The organism is Nostoc sp. 'Lobaria pulmonaria (5183) cyanobiont' (genome assembly GCF_002949795.1).
Classification (GTDB): Bacteria; Cyanobacteriota; Cyanobacteriia; order Cyanobacteriales; family Nostocaceae; genus Nostoc.
Genome location: NZ_CP026692.1, coordinates 936,616 through 954,331 on the forward strand (window position 1 = coordinate 936,616; position 17,716 = coordinate 954,331).

A 17,716-nucleotide genomic window follows, 5' to 3' on the forward strand; every position below is an offset into this window, starting at 1 on the left:
CCATGAAGACTCCCTTTTTCTAATATGCTGTTAAGCAGCAGATGGAACAGCAGCCTGAGATGTTAAACCAACTGCCTCGGCATATCTTAAGTAAGTTTCAACTGAAGCAATCACAATCCGAGCTTCTATTGATAGCAGTTCAATACCAACTAAAGAAACACGCACCCAAGCATCAATTACAATTCCTTTGTCTAAAATGCGGTCAATAACTTCAGCCAGACTCGAAGATGAGTTAACTTTTTCAACAGCCATTTTCTTTTCCTCTCATAAATCTAATTATGGGTTTCATCTTGCTCTGATTGAGCAATAGGTAAAATTTACACAATGTGTTTTATTCTTCCTGGGTTTAGTGTTCCCAAAAATATGAGATAAATATAAGAAAATAAAAAAATCTTAAAAAGTCAACAATATTTTTTGTAACTGCCCAGGTAAGAAGGTAAAAATGATTCCCATCAAGGAAAAAATATAGTAGGTGTAAGCAGAAAATTTCCGGTGGCTTTGGCTGATTCGATTTTGCGGTTTCATTCGCCAATATCCGTTCTTTTCTCTCTACTGCTTCTAAGCATGGTCTGAATCTTTTGGAAGTTATTACTGAGGCTTTACAAGGTAATCTCTCTGGTTTCCTTTCTTCAAATACTACCAGCTAGGCAGTTACTATTTTTCTAGAAAAAAATTAAAGAAAAAATCAGCTTACCTTTATTTTTTCTGGGAAAGTTTTAAATCTTATTTTTTATGAATTTATATGAGAGTATTTTTGAGAAAATGATAAGGTGGTAGAGGTTCGCTCAGTGCCAATTGCCAGTGCGAGCATTGTACCTGCCAGAGGGATTGCTGCGTACTGAGCGTTGAATCGTTGTGCTGTGCCAAAAAGTGGATTTGCCGCACATCTGGCTGTCGAGTCTCACAGATAACATTTGTATATGTTTTGAGAATTAACTGGTTCAAGAGTTCCCACTGTTCGCATTGTTGTGTTTGAAATGCTTGCTGTGTTTGGTAGCGTTGTTTTTTAGCTAATAAATAGGCTTTTCCCCTAGTATCAATAGTGTCAGAATCGTCAAGCAAATCACAAGGTGTAGCTTTTAAAGTGTACTCAACTTTGTCTGCTAGCTGAGTTAGGGTTTCTAGATATTGCTCTTGGTGCTGTTCTAGATGATTCAGCAGTTTTTCTACAGAGGTAAAACCGCTCCCAAAGCGTAGGGGAAGAAGGGGAGTTTGTTGAAACAGTTCTCGAATTACGCGATCGTGGTTTAATACAGCTTGAAGTAAACGCTCATCCTTTGCCTGTATTGCCTCCAATGAGATTTCTGGCTCTACGATCGCGGCTAAACCAGAAGAGTAAACGAGTTCAATATTCCTTTCCATCCCTAAGGGTAGAACGAGCGGTGATGCGGTCGGTACTAGAAGAGCATAAGCGTATATTGACATATAGTAGGTCGGCGTGAATATTTATAGTTGGGATGAGGCACAAGACAGGCGACAGAAAGCAGAGGGCAAGAGGCACAAGAGAAGAGGGTTTTAGTTAAATTTACTTTTAGTTACATAGTTCTGTTTATTTGCACCGTTATACTTAAGTAGCTTCCGCTCTGAACTTCTGCGTTTTTTCAAGTAAGCTATTCATGCCTAGTTTTGGCACAATCAAGCATGAAAATTCTTACCTCTTCCTTTTGCATTCTGTCCTTTATTGAGATTGATGCTGATTAGCAAGCATTTGGTATGTAACTTGGAAATCATCATTTGTAATCTGAATCAGGCTGGAGTCACTCAATCCCTGGGCGCGGTATCGACGAATTGCGCTTAAAGCAGCTTGATTGCTCAACAAAGCCAAGTCTGCCCCATTCCAACCCTCGGTAACTGTCGCCCAGGTTTCTAAATCGACATCAACCAGGGGACGATCTAGATTGTGAACTCGTAAAATCGCTAATCGGCTGGCTCGATCTGGTAGATCGATTTTTATTTGTAAGTCCAATCTTCCCGCTCTGAGCAAGGCAGGATCGAGCGTTTCTGGACGATTGGTTGCTCCTATTAACAGTACTTTCGGGCATTCATGCAACCCATCCAGTTCGGTGAGCAGTTGACCGACAACGCGATCGCTAACTCCAGAATCACCACTGAATCGTCCCCGTGCTGGTGCGAGGGTATCAATTTCATCTACAAACACAACGCAAGGAGCTGCTTGCCGAGCTTTGCGAAAGAGTTCTCTGACTGCTTGTTCTGCGGCACCTACCCATCGGCTGAGTAATTCCGGGCCATTCACAGCAATAAAGTTGGCTCTAGCTTGGGAAGCGATCGCTTTTGCAAGTAATGTTTTTCCTGTTCCAGGCGGTCCCCACAACAGAATCCCACGGGGAGGCTTGGCTTTGGTTTGCTCGTATAGTTCGGGATAGAGGAGTGCGCCCTCAACAGATTCTTGAAGTTTTTGTTTAACGTTATCCAAACCACCAATGTCATCCCAACTGACACTTGGTGCTTCAACTGCTACATCCCTGAGAACTGAGGGTTTTATCTCCTTAATTGCTTCGAGAAAATCCTGCTGCATGATAGTCATGTTCTCAGGAATGGGACTGTTGAGCGAGGGGACTTGACGACGAAGGGCAATGTAGGCTGCTTTTTGACAAAGAGCTTTAATATCGGCACCGACAAAACCGACTGCCAAATCAGCGATCGCTCCTAAATTCACTGAAGTCTCCAAGGGCATGGCACTTGTCAAAATCATGAGAATTTCCAATCGTCCATCGCGATCGGGAACCCGAAAATGAACTTCGCGATCGAAGCGTCCCGGACGACGAAGCGCCGGATCGAGATAATCGGGACGATTTGTTGCCGCTAATACAAGTACGCCCTCGGTTTTGGCAAACCCATCCATTAACCCAAGCAACTGCGCCACTAGTCTTTTTTCAACTTCACCTTCCACTTGGCTGCGATCTGGGGCAAGGCTGTCAATTTCGTCAATAAATATCAGGCAGGGAGCAGAACGAGTTGCTTTCTCAAAAATACTTCGCAAACGAGCTTCTGCTTCCCCATAATACTTGCTCATCACCTCTGGGCCATTGATGGCAATGTAGTTTAACTCTAATTCTTCTGTTAAAACACGGGCTGTTAAAGTTTTTCCCGTACCGGGCGGGCCAACTAGCAAAACCCCACGCGGAGGCTCTAACCCTAATTTCACTAATAAATCTGGACGTTTAAGTGGAATTTCAACTAACTCTCTGATTTCTTTGAGAACATCAGCCAAGCCACCGACATCTTGCCAAGAATCTTTTGAGTTCGTCCGAGTTGATGGGGGGTTGACATCAGCATCATCCGTTGGTGTACCTGTATCGGTGGTGCCAACGGTGGAATTGGATCTGACTCGGCTGGAATTACTTGTTCTCGGAATATTGCCTTGCCGGGGAATACTACTGAGATGATGAGACTGAATTTGAATAGAAGTTTTTAACTCCCCTTTCTCTACTTTTTCTTCTAAAGCTTTGGCAATTTCTAATAGCTGTTCAAATCCTTTAAATATATCGTCCATTGATTTTACTTAAATAAAAGACAGAGAAAAATTTAATTTCCAAAAAATTAAAAGTTTCAATAATTTTTGATTCTCAATTTTTATTGCTGTTCAACAGGGAGAGGAATTAATCAGTTGGAATTGAATAATCGCAGACGAGCAAAGTTATACGGGGCAGTGAAATTGTTATAGCGAATTCGCAAACGGTCTTCAAATTGACGATCGAGTGCTTCAACGTGTTCGCTAAATTGTGATTCTGCTTCCCAAGGAATTAGGTAGGCTGAATTGTAGATCATTGTGTCCATTTGGGGAGTATTTTCCACCACATCGATCGCAATGGAGTTGAGCGTGCCTTGAAATACATCTATGATGCCTTGCTTGCGATCGTTCATTCCCTGTTCGATGGTTTGCCCTATTTGGATCGCTTGTTCCATACTCAGGGGTTGACCTATTAGCTTATCCCTTTCGGTTTTGAGATTTGGGTGTTCTGCCAATAGTCCCTGAATTTCTGCATCGGTATCCCAAAAAACTTTGACACTCACTTCTCGGCAACCCGATAACTTTGCAAGTAATTGTGTTAATTCTTCTTGATGAGGACGAATTAATTGCTGTGAAACAGTTTCCCAGCTGGAAACCAAAAGTCCAAATTGCACGGGGAGTAAATTGCGATCGCCTGCTTGCATGATCTCCTCAAGGACTTTCTCATGACTTAGCAGGTTACGACGACTGCCCAAATAACGCTCTTGCTGTGCTTCGGAGTAAATTACTGCAAAATCATCCAAAATTTTAATTTGTACAGGTTGCCGATCTAAGCCCTGTAAATTTAAGTTTTGTGGAGCAGGTAAGGTCAAAATTCCATAAATGTAAAAGCCATAACTCATAACAATGTCTTACCAAGAAGAATGTAGATAAAAAAGTTACAGGGGTTTAGAAGTGAGTACTAATCTTAACTTGGCATGAACTAAGCTTAACTGAGCTATTCCTAAGTCCAAGTCACCTTCAACCACAACACCCGTATTTAATAGGCGATCGAGGAGTTCTAGAATAGAGGGTTGACTAGAGGTTTCGCCAGGGTAGTATCCTCCAGATTGGGGAAGTAAAGTTCCCATTTCACCCAAGTTAATATTTAGATCGGCTGGGTCAATATCAAATACCTCGCAAAGCTTAACAACCTGTTGTTCTAGCTGTTGCAGGCTTTCGGCAGCTCGATCTAGCTCATAGTCGTTGAGGGTGCCAGCATCCATTCGCCGAATCACCTGAGCTTCCATGAGTTGGCGTATCAGCTCGACAACCGTCAATAACAATGGTGCTAGCCCGGAATCGGAATTTTTTGATTTGCTAATCGCCTGCATTCTGATGATTATTAGGATTGAGTACTTTGAGCGATCGCAGTTCTGTTTCTAGACTGGCAACACGCTCTTGAAGTTGTTGATTAGTTGTTAATAAGGTGCGAGTTTGACTATTAAGATAGGGGTCGCTTTCCCACCAGTTAATTCCAATCTCTTTGGCTTTATCAACAGAAGAAATCAACAAACGAATTCGGATGTTGAGCAGTTCTGTGGAGCCTACGGAAATAGAAATATCTCCTGCTATAACAATGCCTTTATCCAGAACCCGTTCTAAAATATCTGCCAAGCTAGAACCCTGAGTTGCTGTGATAACTCCCCGATTAGTATTAGTACTCATTTGTTTATTAAATGGCTAGAATCAAAAGCAACTGTTTGTGATACGTTCGGCAGATCGGCATTGCCCTGCATTTGTACTAATACTCCCTGCTCTCTGAGAGACTTAAGTGCAGCCACAATTTGACTGCGATCGATCCCTAATTCTAGTGCCAATTCAGAGAAACGCCTTCCCGGAGAATTACACAGGTAGTTGTAGACTTCATGCTCGTAAGGTACTCGTTGTTCCAATACAATCTGATTTTGATTGTTTGGTATTATCTCTGCCGACTGAGATTGAGTATTTATACTATGATACAATTCACTTAAAACCTCTTCCAGTACCCGAGTTGCTTCCATGAGAGGTTGATTCGTGCGAGAAAGCAGGATATCGGCACAAATATCTTGGAAGCAAGGATCTCCAGGGTTTACGGAAATTTCATGTTCGTGGCAGATTTTGGCAATCATCAGACAGGAACGCAATCCACCGCCCAGCCCAGAGCCAGATCGACTCCAAAACATCCGTACTAAGCGGACAATTCCTTCTGCTTTCTCGGAATCTATGCCTGTTTTATGAACTACAATTTCCTGCTGAGTCAGTTCATCAGGTGTAGGCATATCGATGGTAATAACACGATCCATCAAAGCATCCTGAGTTGCATGGACTCCACAATACTCTTGAGGATTTGATGTTAAGATTGCCCGAAACTGAGGATGAACCCGGATATACTCGGCTCGATGTTGGTTTGTTGGCAATACTAACAACCTCTCCTCAAGTACGGAGAGTAAAACGTTATTTACCTCCGGGTGCGAACGATTGAATTCGTCGTAAACCAGCGTAAATCCTTCTTTACAAGCTAGGGTTAATCGTGCATCAACCCAGTGTTGTCGGAGTTCATCCTCAACTTTGACAACGCTGTGGATGAAGTTATCAACAACCTTTTTACGGGTATAACCTAATTGATTACCAATCAAGTCTGAGGTTTTAAACTCATCATCTCCAAATAAGAGGATGATCGGCTGGTTGAGCAGATCAGCTAGATGCATTGCCAAAGTAGTTTTTCCGACTCCGGCTGAACCACGTAAATGTACTGAAAAACCTGACTGTAGATAGCGCAAAGCACGTTGAGCAATGCGTTGAACAGCAGGTGTATTGACAAATCGCTGCGGAGATGCGTTTAATACAGTTGTCAAACTATAAGTTCCTCCTAAATAGTAAGATTATGCCAGAGTAATTTTTTTTACATCATAAATATCAAATACAGATGTCAATCAGCCTTAACTGGACTCAAATCCAACGCATTTTGGCATCAACACAAGACTAGTAATGTTTAATATCTATGTCATCAGCATAATTACGGTCTTGCGAGGATAGCTTAATAAATCCACACGAGTGTAAATAATATGGTTCTGCGCTTCTTACTATTACCGATTACTGGCCCATTAATGGGGGTAACGTGGCTTGGGGAAAAAATTTTAGAACAGGCGAATACTGAAATTGATGATAAAGAAAATCTCAGCAAGCAACTTCTTGCACTCCAACTTGCTTTTGATATGGGAGAAATTCCTGAAAAAGAGTTTGAAATTCAGGAAGAAGCTCTTTTATTAGCAATTCTGGAAGCAGAACAGCAAGAACGCGATCAAACACAAGAGTATTGAAATTCTTTCCTAGCTTGTGTGATTTATTGCTTTAACTAACGTGAGTTCGACGGTAGGAAAAAGGCGAAAATCCTGCTAAGTATCGATTTGCACAACTGGATGTGTACGCCAGCAATCGCTACGATTGATTGAGAATCGGTGAAAAAGTGATAAAAAAAGGCCGAGACTAAAAATACCTAACAAAACTAAGGGTCTCGGCTATGCCTACTATGGAAGCTTTACCCGATAATTGGGCAGATATTCAACCTGATACTGTATATCTTTCAATCAGTGGTCTGCTAGTTTCATTTGGCAGTGAACAAATAAAGCTGGGATTAAAATATGAGCAGAAGGGGAAACATTTAAAAGCCATTGAGAAAGGGCTTGTACCTCCTCGCGGTAATGTTGGGTTGGTGGCTTCCCAAGAATCTGGCTACGATTTGAAATCTAAAGTCTTAGGTAAAGGTGGCGACCGCCGATTTCATGCAAAATTCATTGATGGTATATTGCACTTCCCTGGTTTGGTAACAGAACATTAAACCCAGATAACTATGACAAGACTCGAATTAAAAAATCATCAAGTTTGGCAAGATTTAACTGAAATATTACAAAGTTTAGATGCTAATCTTCTTGTTCAAGAACATCTTGACCAGTGTGATTATAAAGTGTGTGGCTATTGGGATGAACAAGATGAATATTATGAGAAAATTACGTTACCTCGTACCCTAAAAGCCGAATTAGTTAGTAGTTCAATAGGCGTTGCTCACAAAGAACGTTTTTTACAACTAAAGTTTTTGCTCATAGCTGATGCTGTTGATAATACGAAAACTGCAAGTAGCAATGCTCAAAAACTTGGTGAATTGGTTCTTGTTTATGATGAAAATCTAGAATTTATTGATGAGAATTGGCTTTTAGATGTCGATTCTTCATTCCTTGTGAAGCGATCTGGCTAATTACATTTGAGAAGGGGACTTTCGCCAAAAATATTCTTGTTACGTGATGTACCTTTCTTAGTTTGTACTTAACTTTCATAAATAACAGTTGACTGTCCTGTGATGGTTGCTAAACGATTACTGATTGATGTAACAATTGCAAAAGCTGTTTCTTCTGTTATGATACCCGACTCGAAAACAACATGAATGCCGTGCATTTCATAGGAAAATGAGACTTCACAGCCACAAACTTCAATATGGCAAGCATCACACCCATCAATTATTTTTGATGGATAGTCAAGCGGTTGATATATTTTGCAACCAACATTTTCCGGGAAGATAAACCATCCACCAGCCTGTGGCTGGATATTAAATTCAAGCATATACTTAATAATTTTATTAATTATTGTACAATTTTATATACTGATTCTTGATTTTCGACCTTTTAGCTTAATGTCATCTTCCCCGCATAAAGCAACTGCCGTAGCAGAAGGTAATCCCCATAAACAAATTTAGGGGATTTAGTAAGGACGCAGTACTTAGAGACGCATAGCGCAAGAAATACACAGTGCATCAGAAATTTGCAGAACTAGTTAATCAGTGTAGAAGACCAACTGTTGAGTTACTTAGGGAGGTGCTTTTATGTAGGCGAGAATTCTCTGAGGCTGAAAGTAATTTCATTACATATATAGCCGGATTTTCTCATCATGAATTTGCAGAAAGTTTATTTTCAGACTTTAATTTAGCTTTTTTAGAAGGTACTTCAATATTTTTTGATAGAGACAGCAATAAGTTTCACTTCAAAATCTTAATCAACGATCAATCTCATCACTGTAAGAAGTTACACCTGGGAAGCATAGCAGATAATTACAACTCTCCAGGATTTGGCAGTCGCATGGCTTTTAGAGATCAAAATGGCTTATACATTGATAGTCTAGGTAAGCAATTGCGCGGATTACCTGGACATCAGGTTAAAGCCTATATAGCACAGGGCATATCAGGTATAACTGAAAACGTAGTGTCTTATCAAAGAGATTTGCAAGGTTATTGCTTAGTTACTCATTTTGTTATAGCGGCTGAACCCAATGTAGATATCAATTTGAAAACTATTTTCGGCAGAGTCACAGCGTGTATTTTTGTTAACATTTTAGAAAAAAGTGGGTGGAATTTATCGCTTTGCAGATTTGAACATAGAGACGATCTCTACCCATTACTGAAAAACATCTGCTGGTACGTCCTGGATGCCCGACAGCCTGAAAAAATCATAGATTTTCTGCAAAAGATTGGAGCCGATTTCAAACTAATGCAATACGCAGGTAAGGAGCATGATTATCTTCAAGAAGTACTACCTGAGATTGAGACAATGATATTAGAAATTCTTTCCCGTTTTTAGTTACTTTGAGCAATAGAAACATATTTAGATTCGGTAGGGTGAGTTATAGACTTTAGTCCTAAGCACCGAAAATTTAGGATGATGCGTTAGCCTACGGCATAACACACCCTACTTCTGAAGGATTTGGAGTGATTAAATTATTTGTGTACACTGTAGGTTTCCTGTTGGAGGAAAGAGATTTTCTCGTGAAGGATTACTTAATATTCCAATGTTAAGGTTTTGAATTTTGGTGTATTGTCCTCCAAGTCAGTCTTTGCTTGCTGATGGGTTATGTTCTCTTCAGGAATTGTTTGACTATTTAAAATAGCAAGACGCTGCTGAATCTGATGTCGGCGTGCTTCGAGTTTCTCTAGTTCCTCCTCTAAACGCTCCTTCTCTAACATCATTTTGTAAGCATTTAAGTAAACTGTTGCTTGAGAACGTTGAGGAGGCATGGTGCTAAGTTTGGCTTGAATTTGTCTGCGGTTTGGAGTGCGATGCATAATAAATTTCTCTTTGGGTATGAAAGTATTTAGTCTAATTAGCCGTTAAAATAAACAGCCGGCTGCTGCTTGGATGCGTTCTAAAGGCTGAACTGAGCGAGGAAGCACAGGTAAGCGAACCATTGTCAAACCTGGAAAATTTGTCTTGCAGTCATCGCAATTAATCGTTGCTGTAGAAGTAAAGCGGTTGAGAACAAGGTAATTTTGGCTCACACCCATTTCTTGCAGAGATTTGAACAAGCGTTGTTGCTCGGCAATTACACTAGCTTGGTTAAGCGTAACCCCAATGAACTCTGCTTGTTGTGGGTCTTTTAGCACTTTTTGGGCTTTGACCACGCGCTGTCGCAAAATTCGTAAACGTCCCATAAACTCTGTACGACCAAGGACATTCTGATACTTAATCCAGAGTTTGAAAATCCAAGCTAGCCAGTCTGCTAATGCAGTTGGCATTTCTAGAAAACGCAGAAGATGACCTGTAGGAGCAGTGTCTAAAATAATCAAGTCTTCTTCTTGTTGCTCTAGCAATTCCATTACTGTTAACAGGGAAAGCATTTCATCAATCCCTGGTAAAGCTTGATCGACAATTTTGCGCCAGGCAACAGGAGCATAGGCCATTTCAATAGCTTCGCTTGTTTGGGTTTCGCCACTCATCATTTGAGCCAGTTCCCATAGGTAATCGGCTCTGAATTGATCGAGAATGCGATCGCTATCCACTTCCTGACCTCGAAGATTGGTAGTTATTTGATATGGTTCGTGTCCTAAACTCAGACCAAAGGCATCACCCAAGGAGTGGGCTGGATCGATAGAAACCATGCGAATTTTACGCTCAGGATATTGTTGAGCCATAGCCCAACCAATCGCAGCTGCTACTGTGGTCTTGCCTACTCCACCCTTACCGCCAATTAGTAACAGGCGACGACCTTTGCTTAGAAAATCTCCAAAGCTAGGAGGAATTTTTTCAGGCCATTGAATTGGGAGTGGATGAACAGGAGATGGCGGTTCAAGTTGAGGAATATGGATTTGGTCGATCAGATGCTTCAGGGCTACAATTCCCAAAGGCTCCTCATCTTGTTGTGGCACAATAAACATCGGCTTTCCGCTAGCAAGAGCCGTATACTGGCTGATAAGCGGTTGTTGTTCTTGATAACGATCTGGGTCAGTCGCACTGGCAAGGACTTGGTTAACAAACAACCCTCCGCAAGGAACCTGCATGGTTTGTAAGGCTTCTAGAAATCGTTTTGACTCCAACCAACTCATTGGTTCGGCGATCGCAACTAACAAACAAGCTGTATGGGTGGGATCTTGAAGCAGACGACGACCTTGGGACAGTTCAGCTTTCAGAGTTTGCAAAAACTCGTCAGCGCGATCGGGTGTGTAACTTCCGGCAAAGGTCTTGCTAATATACCGATGCTTTTCTTGAAACAGTTCGAGAGAGTGGAGGAAAGTGTCTAAAAAGTCCATCAATGCAAACAAATTGAGAGTATGACCGCTAGGAGCCATATCTACTACTACTCGATCTACCTGCTGCTCGTTTAAAAGGCGTTGGATCTCTAATAAGCCCATCAACTCGTCCAGTCCAGGCCAATTTAAATCCCAAACTGGAAGCAAGTCTTCTCCTTCAACAAAACTACCGCGCTCCACTAACAGTTCTAACACCTGACCATAACGTTCTTTAAACTCTTGTAAGAGACGCTTTGCATCCAACGCCCTTACTCGTAGATTGGGTAGTTCCGCTATCGGACGAGGAATGTCACCAACGCTAACTTGTAAGACATCTCCAAGAGAGTGAGCTGGATCGGTTGAGATTAAAAGAATTTGCTCATTGGCAAATTTCTGCGCCCAACCACATGCAAAGGTGCAGGAGATTGTCGTTTTTCCGACTCCACCTTTGCCGCTAAACATAGCAAGGTGTAGATTATCAAAAAGTTCCATCCCGTTTGTCATTTCCGGCGTTTTAGGATAAAGTTACTACATATTTTTGAAATTTACTTAAGTAATTTTGCTGAATAAGGCTATTTAAAACCTTAATCTTTCACAGATGGGATTTACAAAACTTCTATCCTATAGGGCGACGACAGGGAAAGCTTCACAAGAGAATATGTAATTAATTTTGTTGAGGTACTTACAAAGATTAGCCGAGGAACTATAACTGAGGTAAAGATTTAGCCAGAGGTGTCCAAAGGTAAGGAGATAAGATGGTTAACAGTTCTGAAGGCGATATAAATATTGGGTGTAATGTCCAAGGTATTTCTGAATACAACTTTTTTTCTGACATTAAGTCTGAGGACATTCATCCTTGTCCACTCAAAACAGATCCCTACTTAGGACTAAAAACTTTTGAAATTAAAGATAAAGACAAATTTTTTGGTCGGGAGGAGTGGATTGTTAATCTGGGCGATCGCTTAAAAAAAGATAATGTACTCTTGCTTTTAGGAGCATCAGACAGTGGCAAATCATCATTGATTCGGGCAGGCTTAATTCCTTATTTAGGATATAATAAAAATTCATTAATTAATATAAGTTTTCATCCAGATGAAAATCCTTTTAAATCTCTTTATCAGTGCCTTGCTTTTACTTATGGGAAAAAATCGCAAATAGCCGATATAGCTCGAAAAATTAGAGAAGATTTGCTAATTAAAATTGTCACATTCCTCAAACAAGATTATCAGTGCGTTCTGATTTTTATTGACCAATTTGAAGAACTGTTTACGAAAACTCAGAAGCCGGAACGCGATAAATTTGTTGCTAGTCTCTTTCAACTGTTCCAGCAGCAGGATAGCTCTGTCAAAATTGTTTTAACAATGCGATCTGATTTTTTAGATAGATTTAGTGAGTATCCCCAACTTGCAAAGATTCACGATCGCTATAGTCTTATACTCACTAGAATGAGCGATTGCGAATTAAAGTTAGCGATCGCTGAACCTGCTGCTAGAAATGGCGTTACCTTTGAACAAGGATTAATTGAGCAAATTATTGATGATTTTCACCAACAAAATGATTATTTACCACTTCTGGCATACACCTTGGATGTGCTGTGGCAAAGGGAAAATATTGCAAACCGGGTTCTGAAGACAAAGACTTATAAAGAAATAAAAGAGCAAACGTTTGGTTATTTAAGCGAACAAGCTAATCGATTTATTAATGTTAGTGTTGGATGGCACGATCGCCAGGAACAAGAAATTCAAAAGTTAAACCTTGCACTGACTGAATTAAAACTGCGCGAGCAATCTGCCAGGGTTTTGAATTTACTTCCTGTCCAACCGCTAGAGGGTTTGGTGTTGGCAATTCAAACAATGGGTGAGAATTTAGAGAAATACCCAAACCAGCTTCTAGCTTCTGTTTTGGGAAGCTTAAAGGAAGCAATGAACACACCCACAGAGGCAAATAGCTTGCGCGGACACCAGGGAGAGGTGAATTGTGTAGCCTTTAGTCCTGATGGCAAGTTTATTGCCAGTGGCAGTAGTGATTCTACGGTGTGCTTGTGGAATATCATTGGCAATCCGACTGCTCAATTTTTGTTGGGGCACGAGCAAGAGGTTAATTGTATAGCCTTTAACCCTGATGGCAAGTTTATTGTTAGTGGCAGTATTGACGGAATTTTGTGTTTATGGGATCTACAAGGTAATCTCATTACTCAACCGTGGCAGGGACATGAGGAAGGAATTATTTCCGTCGCCTTTAGCCCAAATGGCGATCGCATTGTCAGTGTTGGTTTTGACGGAACAGTGTGTTTGTGGGATTTAGAAGGTAACGCCATTACTCAACCTTGGCGCGGACACAAGGAAGGAGTTATTTCCGTCACCTTTAGCCCAAATGGCGATCGTATTATCAGTGTTGGTTTTGACGGAACGGTGTGTTTGTGGGATTTACAAGGTAACACCATCGCTCAACCCTGGCACAAACATGAGGCAAAAATTATTTGCGTCGCCTTTAGCCCCGATCGCAAGTTTATTGTCAGTGGTAGTAGTGATTCTACAGTGCGGTTGTGGGACATCCAAGGTAATTCCATCGGTCAACCTTGGCACGGACATGAAGGACATGTAAATTCTGTAGCGTTTAGCCCTGATGGCAAGTTTATTATTAGTGGTAGCTGCGATCGGACAATACGCTTGTGGAATATCAATGGCAACCCCATCACTCAACCTTGGCACGGACATGAAGGACAGGTTAATTCCCTAGCCTTTAGTCCCGATGGCAAGCTGATTGTGAGTGGTGGCGATCAAACTGTGCGTTTGTGGGAGCTAGATCAAATACTACAAGATCGGGTGATCGGGCGATCGCAGCGCAAATATGAGAATTGGGTCAATTCTGTCGCCTTTAGCCCTGATGGTCAGTGGATTGTCAGTGCCAGCAATGATTCGACAATCCGCTTGTGGGATCTTGACGGCAACCCGATCGCTCAACCTTGGCGCGGGCATGAAAAAGAAGTTAATTCTGTCGCCTTTAGCCCTGATGGTCAGTGGATTGTCAGTGCCAGCAATGATTCGACAATCCGCTTGTGGGATCTTGACGGCAACCCGATCGCTCAATCTTGGCGCGGGCATGAAAAAGAAGTTAATTCTGTCGCCTTTAGCCCTGATGGAAAGTGGATTGTCAGTGCCAGCAATGATTCGACAATCCGCTTGTGGGATCTTGACGGCAACCCGATCGCTCAACCTTGGCGCGGGCATGAAAAAGAAGTTAATTCTGTCGCCTTTAGCCCTGACGGAAAGTGGATTGTCAGTGCCAGCAATGATTCGACAATCCGCTTGTGGGATCTTGACGGCAACCCGATCGCTCAACCTTGGCGCGGGCATGAAAAAGAAGTTAATTCTGTCGCCTTTAGCCCTGATGGTCAGTGGATTGTCAGTGCCAGCAATGATTCGACAATCCGCTTGTGGGATCTTGACGGCAACCCGATCGCTCAACCTTGGCGCGGGCATGAGTATTGGGTAAATTCCGCAGCTTTTAGCCCTGATGGTAAACTGATTGCCAGTGGTAGTCTTGATGGAACAGTGCGCTTGTGGAACTGTGGGTGGCAAGAATGGTTGCAAGTTTGCTGCAACAGGTTACATTATCATCCCGTCTTTCAAAATCTTGAAAATGGCGGTGATGTAGAAATTGCCCACCAAACTTGTCAAAAATATGTATGGAATCCACAATGCCCTAAACAGTTGAACAATCAAGGTGCAGCAAAGCTAAAAGAGAAAGCTTTTTCAGCAGCTTTGGAGGACTTTAACCAAGCAGTTCAACTTAATTTCACATCACACTGGAAACATCCCCTTGCTTGGCAATCAGTACCCACAGAGAACCCACGGTAAACGCATCCGTGACAGGGGTAATAAACTGCGTAGGCGTAGCCCGTCGTAGACATCGCTCTGTTGATTTCTATACGCAAGCACTTGCCTTTGAACTCGTTTCTAACATCATTGGTGAAGGACAGGATTACAGCGACCTAGAAGGTGTAACTAGGGCAAAAATTCGCATTGTCACCTTGCGATTAGGAGATGAACTCATCGAGTTAATGGAGTATTTCAACGTTGAGAGAAAACCTATCCCCAGCGATTCGCAAAGCAAGTGCCTGAAAAAGACCGTCCTATACCGAGTGATTGGAAAAGTTACGATATCGCGAGGGTGCAAGTTGAGCTTGTCGTCAATTACATTGAGCAGACAGTAGAGATACTGCGCCAGAACGGGGTTCAGTTTGTGTCATCGTGGATTGTCCAATTTGCAGATAGCACTAGTACCGCAAGGCGGAAGTCAAAAGTCAAAAGTCAAAAGTCAAAAGAAATACAGCGTAAACGTTTCGTTGATTTGAAATGGGTTGTTTATTTCCGCCGCGCTGTACTAGTTCTTACCGCCAAGGTTGTTTAGTTAAAGATCCTGACGGACACGCAATGTTACTGATTGCCGAATGATCTAGGTGAAATCATTGCTGCTGAAAGAAGAAACTAACTGGTGACTACCGATATGGTTGGATTTGTCTAGCGTTTATAGCGATCGCTAATTAATAAAATCATCACTATCCAATGGCAGCACTAAATAACCAAAAAACCAATTCCCAAAACAGATTATCACTGGTTTCTTCATTTTACGAAAAAAGCCAAGTTACTCAGATTCGTCTGCGGATACATATTCCCAAATGCTATCTGCAAGCGCCCGTGATTTCGCAGTTAATTTCTACTTATGGCTTGGTAGTTAATATTACCAACGCTATGCTACATCCAAATGCAGATGCAGAAGGATGCTTTGACATTGAACTGCGGGGAACAGTGCCACAAATTTCTAGCGGTTTAGCTTACCTAGAATCCTTGAATATTAGAATTGTGGGCAAGCCGAATGCTAACGGCGATAGTTGGTTTTACTGAAATAATTTAAATTTCATAGTACCAAATTTCTTCTTCTCGCAACACAATTCGATGTAGAGAAAGACGATCGATCAAGCCCTCTTGCTCAAACTGCCCAAGAATACGAGTGATAGTCACACGAGTTGAACCGAGCATTTCCGCCAGGTCTTCATGAGTCAGACGCATATCTATTAAACGTCCCTTCTCAACTTCCGAACCAAACTTTTTGGATAACCATGCCAATAGCTTGATGAGCATAGTATCGACTTTTTTATGGCTACGAATGATCGTCAATTCTTGAGCCTGTTGGATATGGGCAAGTAGAGTTTCTGTTAGTTCAGTCCACTCCTCTATAGGTAAAACTGTTGCCTCCACTTTAGTTAGGCATTCCATCTGATAAGGTTCTAATTTTGACAAACTCTTACCAACGACATCTCCAGGCCCCCACAATCCTAGAGCAACAGTTGTACCATCTTCCAGATAGCTAAAAGTTCTTACAAAACCCGTTTCAATCTTCCAAAGGTCGTTATAATGCTCTGGTAGAAATGACCTACGGGCAAAAAGTTGCTTAGTATTGTTACTGTTTGAAGTAGAGAAGCTTGTGTACAAAGACACCATATTATATAAAACTATTCTCCGATAAATGAACCGTAGTATTATATTTATATCAGGTTCTAAGAACCTATGGGTATTTTAAAGAGGGGAGCAGAGGGGCAGGGGAGACAAGGGAGACAAGGGGGACAAGGGTGAATTATTGAACAAGTCTCTCCCTTATCTCCTCGCTCTTTCTTGTCTACCTTGTCTCTTCTCAATGCCCAATGCCCCATTCCCTAAATTAAATTCCCGCACCATCAAGAAAATCTTCAATTATCCCATCAGAGTTTTTGTTATTAGGGTTGTCGGTTAATTCGTCGCCTAGCTCAGTTGGAGACGAACTTGATTGATCTGACAACTGCTCGAACTGTTTCTCTAGAGACTTGACGCGTTCAAATAAAGCGCGGATTACTTCAGCTTCTACGTCCCGGAATTTATCATGATCCAGAACATTGGTAGGTAAGTTGTTCTGACGAGTCACACGCCCTGGAATCCCAACTACAGTAGTGTTACTGGGGACATCTCTTAGCACCACAGAACCGGCTCCAATACGGACGCGATCGCCAATTTGAATATTTCCCAAAACCTTCGCACCCGTTCCCACAACTACATGAGAGCCTAAAGTTGGATGGCGTTTGCCGCTTTCTTTCCCTGTCCCGCCAAGGGTGACGCCTTGATAAATTAGGGCATAGTCGCCCACGATCGCTGTCTCACCAATCACTACTCCCATCCCGTGGTCAATAAACACTCCTTGACCAATTAATGCCCCAGGATGGATTTCAATTCCGGTTAAAAACCGACTAAGATGAGAGATGAATCTTGGTATAAAGGGAATTCCAATTTTATGCAGCCAGTGTGCCAATCGATGAAACACTAGGGCATGAAGTCCAGGGTAACAAAATAATACTTCTAGCCAGTTACGGGCTGCTGGGTCACGCTCAAAAATGGTTTGCAAATCAGTTAGTAGCATACTCTGTTGAGATTTTTGTTGGTAGGTGAGGCTCTGAAAACAGAAACTCAGGATAATTCCCACAGAAAGATCAAGTTATTTATGGGAATTATGTTAAATAAAAATCTACGGTAAGTCGATAGATTATAGTGTTTTTGTGGGTAATAAGTGGGATGCTATCACATTCCACAGTTGAAAAAAATTAATTTCGCATAAACTGCGATAAGTCCCTCAAATCACCGTAGTAT

19 protein-coding genes are annotated in these 17,716 nt (G+C 41.7%); 7 read left to right on the top strand and 12 right to left on the bottom strand.

The genetic code is table 11. The annotated features are described in order from the left end of the window. Positions 1-30 precede the first annotated feature (30 nt). The 7 genes from gvpA to gvpN all read right to left on the bottom strand — a co-directional run bounded on the left by gvpA (position 31) and on the right by gvpN (position 6,348). Positions 31-252: a gas vesicle structural protein GvpA gene (gvpA, locus tag NLP_RS03960; RefSeq protein WP_012408764.1), complete on the bottom strand. Its 222-nt coding sequence runs from the start codon at positions 250-252 to the stop codon at positions 31-33. Positions 253-738: 486 nt separating this feature from the next. Continuing rightward, positions 739-1,425, bottom strand: coding sequence for a GvpL/GvpF family gas vesicle protein (locus NLP_RS03965; RefSeq protein ID WP_104905244.1), 687 nt, complete (start codon positions 1,423-1,425; stop codon positions 739-741). A 253-nt stretch (positions 1,426-1,678) separates the two neighbouring features. Beyond that, positions 1,679-3,514: an AAA family ATPase gene (locus tag NLP_RS03970; protein ID WP_104905245.1), complete on the bottom strand. Its 1,836-nt coding sequence runs from the start codon at positions 3,512-3,514 to the stop codon at positions 1,679-1,681. A 110-nt stretch (positions 3,515-3,624) separates the two neighbouring features. Continuing rightward, positions 3,625-4,374, bottom strand: a complete 750-nt coding sequence (locus NLP_RS03975; RefSeq protein ID WP_104905246.1) for a GvpL/GvpF family gas vesicle protein — start codon at positions 4,372-4,374, stop codon at positions 3,625-3,627. Positions 4,375-4,410: 36 nt separating this feature from the next. Continuing rightward, positions 4,411-4,845, bottom strand: a complete 435-nt coding sequence (locus NLP_RS03980; RefSeq protein WP_104905247.1) for a gas vesicle protein K — start codon at positions 4,843-4,845, stop codon at positions 4,411-4,413. After that, positions 4,832-5,179, bottom strand: a complete 348-nt coding sequence (locus tag NLP_RS03985; protein WP_104905248.1) for a gas vesicle protein — start codon at positions 5,177-5,179, stop codon at positions 4,832-4,834. The genes NLP_RS03980 and NLP_RS03985 overlap by 14 nt, the downstream gene beginning before the upstream one ends. Then, entirely contained in the window at positions 5,176-6,348 is a 1,173-nt protein-coding gene (gene gvpN / locus NLP_RS03990) for a gas vesicle protein GvpN (protein ID WP_104905249.1), read from the bottom strand. Before gvpN ends, NLP_RS03985 begins: the two co-directional genes overlap by 4 nt. A 210-nt stretch (positions 6,349-6,558) precedes the next feature. Between gvpN and NLP_RS03995 the strand changes: the two genes are divergently transcribed. The 3 genes from NLP_RS03995 to NLP_RS04005 all read left to right on the top strand — a co-directional run bounded on the left by NLP_RS03995 (position 6,559) and on the right by NLP_RS04005 (position 7,745). Continuing rightward, positions 6,559-6,813 carry a gas vesicle protein GvpG gene (locus tag NLP_RS03995; protein ID WP_104905250.1) on the top strand — a complete coding sequence of 85 codons (255 nt, stop codon included), beginning with the start codon at positions 6,559-6,561 and terminating at the stop codon, positions 6,811-6,813. A gap of 209 nt (positions 6,814-7,022) precedes the next feature. Continuing rightward, positions 7,023-7,331 (top strand): hypothetical protein, encoded by a 309-nt coding sequence (locus NLP_RS04000; RefSeq protein WP_104905251.1) that lies wholly within the window; start codon positions 7,023-7,025, stop codon positions 7,329-7,331. 12 nt (positions 7,332-7,343) lie between these two features. Continuing rightward, a complete protein-coding gene (locus tag NLP_RS04005) occupies positions 7,344-7,745 on the top strand; it encodes a hypothetical protein (RefSeq protein WP_104905252.1) in 402 nt (133 codons plus the stop codon). A 68-nt stretch (positions 7,746-7,813) separates the two neighbouring features. On the opposite strand, the gene NLP_RS04010 is transcribed toward NLP_RS04005, so the two are convergent. Further along, the gene (locus NLP_RS04010; RefSeq protein WP_104905253.1) at positions 7,814-8,107 is read right to left on the bottom strand and encodes a hypothetical protein; all 294 of its coding nucleotides are present in this window, start codon (positions 8,105-8,107) and stop codon (positions 7,814-7,816) included. A 185-nt stretch (positions 8,108-8,292) separates the two neighbouring features. Between NLP_RS04010 and NLP_RS04015 the strand changes: the two genes are divergently transcribed. Next, positions 8,293-9,117: a hypothetical protein gene (locus NLP_RS04015; RefSeq protein ID WP_104905254.1), complete on the top strand. Its 825-nt coding sequence runs from the start codon at positions 8,293-8,295 to the stop codon at positions 9,115-9,117. Positions 9,118-9,314: 197 nt separating this feature from the next. On the opposite strand, the gene NLP_RS04020 is transcribed toward NLP_RS04015, so the two are convergent. Next, the gene (locus NLP_RS04020; RefSeq protein ID WP_104905255.1) at positions 9,315-9,599 is read right to left on the bottom strand and encodes a hypothetical protein; all 285 of its coding nucleotides are present in this window, start codon (positions 9,597-9,599) and stop codon (positions 9,315-9,317) included. Between the two features lie 45 nt (positions 9,600-9,644). Then, positions 9,645-11,543, bottom strand: coding sequence for an ArsA family ATPase (locus tag NLP_RS04025; RefSeq protein WP_234017200.1), 1,899 nt, complete (start codon positions 11,541-11,543; stop codon positions 9,645-9,647). 251 nt (positions 11,544-11,794) lie between these two features. On the opposite strand from NLP_RS04025, the gene NLP_RS04030 reads away from it, so the two are divergent. The 3 genes from NLP_RS04030 (at position 11,795) to NLP_RS04040 (ending at position 15,946) form a co-directional block, all read left to right on the top strand. After that, entirely contained in the window at positions 11,795-14,899 is a 3,105-nt protein-coding gene (locus NLP_RS04030; RefSeq protein ID WP_104905257.1) for an nSTAND1 domain-containing NTPase, read from the top strand. 8 nt (positions 14,900-14,907) lie between these two features. Beyond that, positions 14,908-15,255 carry a hypothetical protein gene (locus tag NLP_RS34005; RefSeq protein ID WP_234017201.1) on the top strand — a complete coding sequence of 116 codons (348 nt, stop codon included), beginning with the start codon at positions 14,908-14,910 and terminating at the stop codon, positions 15,253-15,255. A gap of 352 nt (positions 15,256-15,607) precedes the next feature. Next, positions 15,608-15,946, top strand: coding sequence for an NIL domain-containing protein (locus tag NLP_RS04040; RefSeq protein WP_104905258.1), 339 nt, complete (start codon positions 15,608-15,610; stop codon positions 15,944-15,946). A gap of 6 nt (positions 15,947-15,952) precedes the next feature. On the opposite strand, the gene NLP_RS04045 is transcribed toward NLP_RS04040, so the two are convergent. After that, on the bottom strand, positions 15,953-16,543 hold the full coding sequence (locus tag NLP_RS04045; RefSeq protein WP_104905259.1) for a Crp/Fnr family transcriptional regulator: 591 nt from the start codon (positions 16,541-16,543) through the stop codon (positions 15,953-15,955). Between the two features lie 217 nt (positions 16,544-16,760). Beyond that, positions 16,761-17,489 carry a serine O-acetyltransferase gene (gene cysE / locus NLP_RS04050; RefSeq protein ID WP_104905260.1) on the bottom strand — a complete coding sequence of 243 codons (729 nt, stop codon included), beginning with the start codon at positions 17,487-17,489 and terminating at the stop codon, positions 16,761-16,763. Positions 17,490-17,716 lie beyond the last annotated feature (227 nt).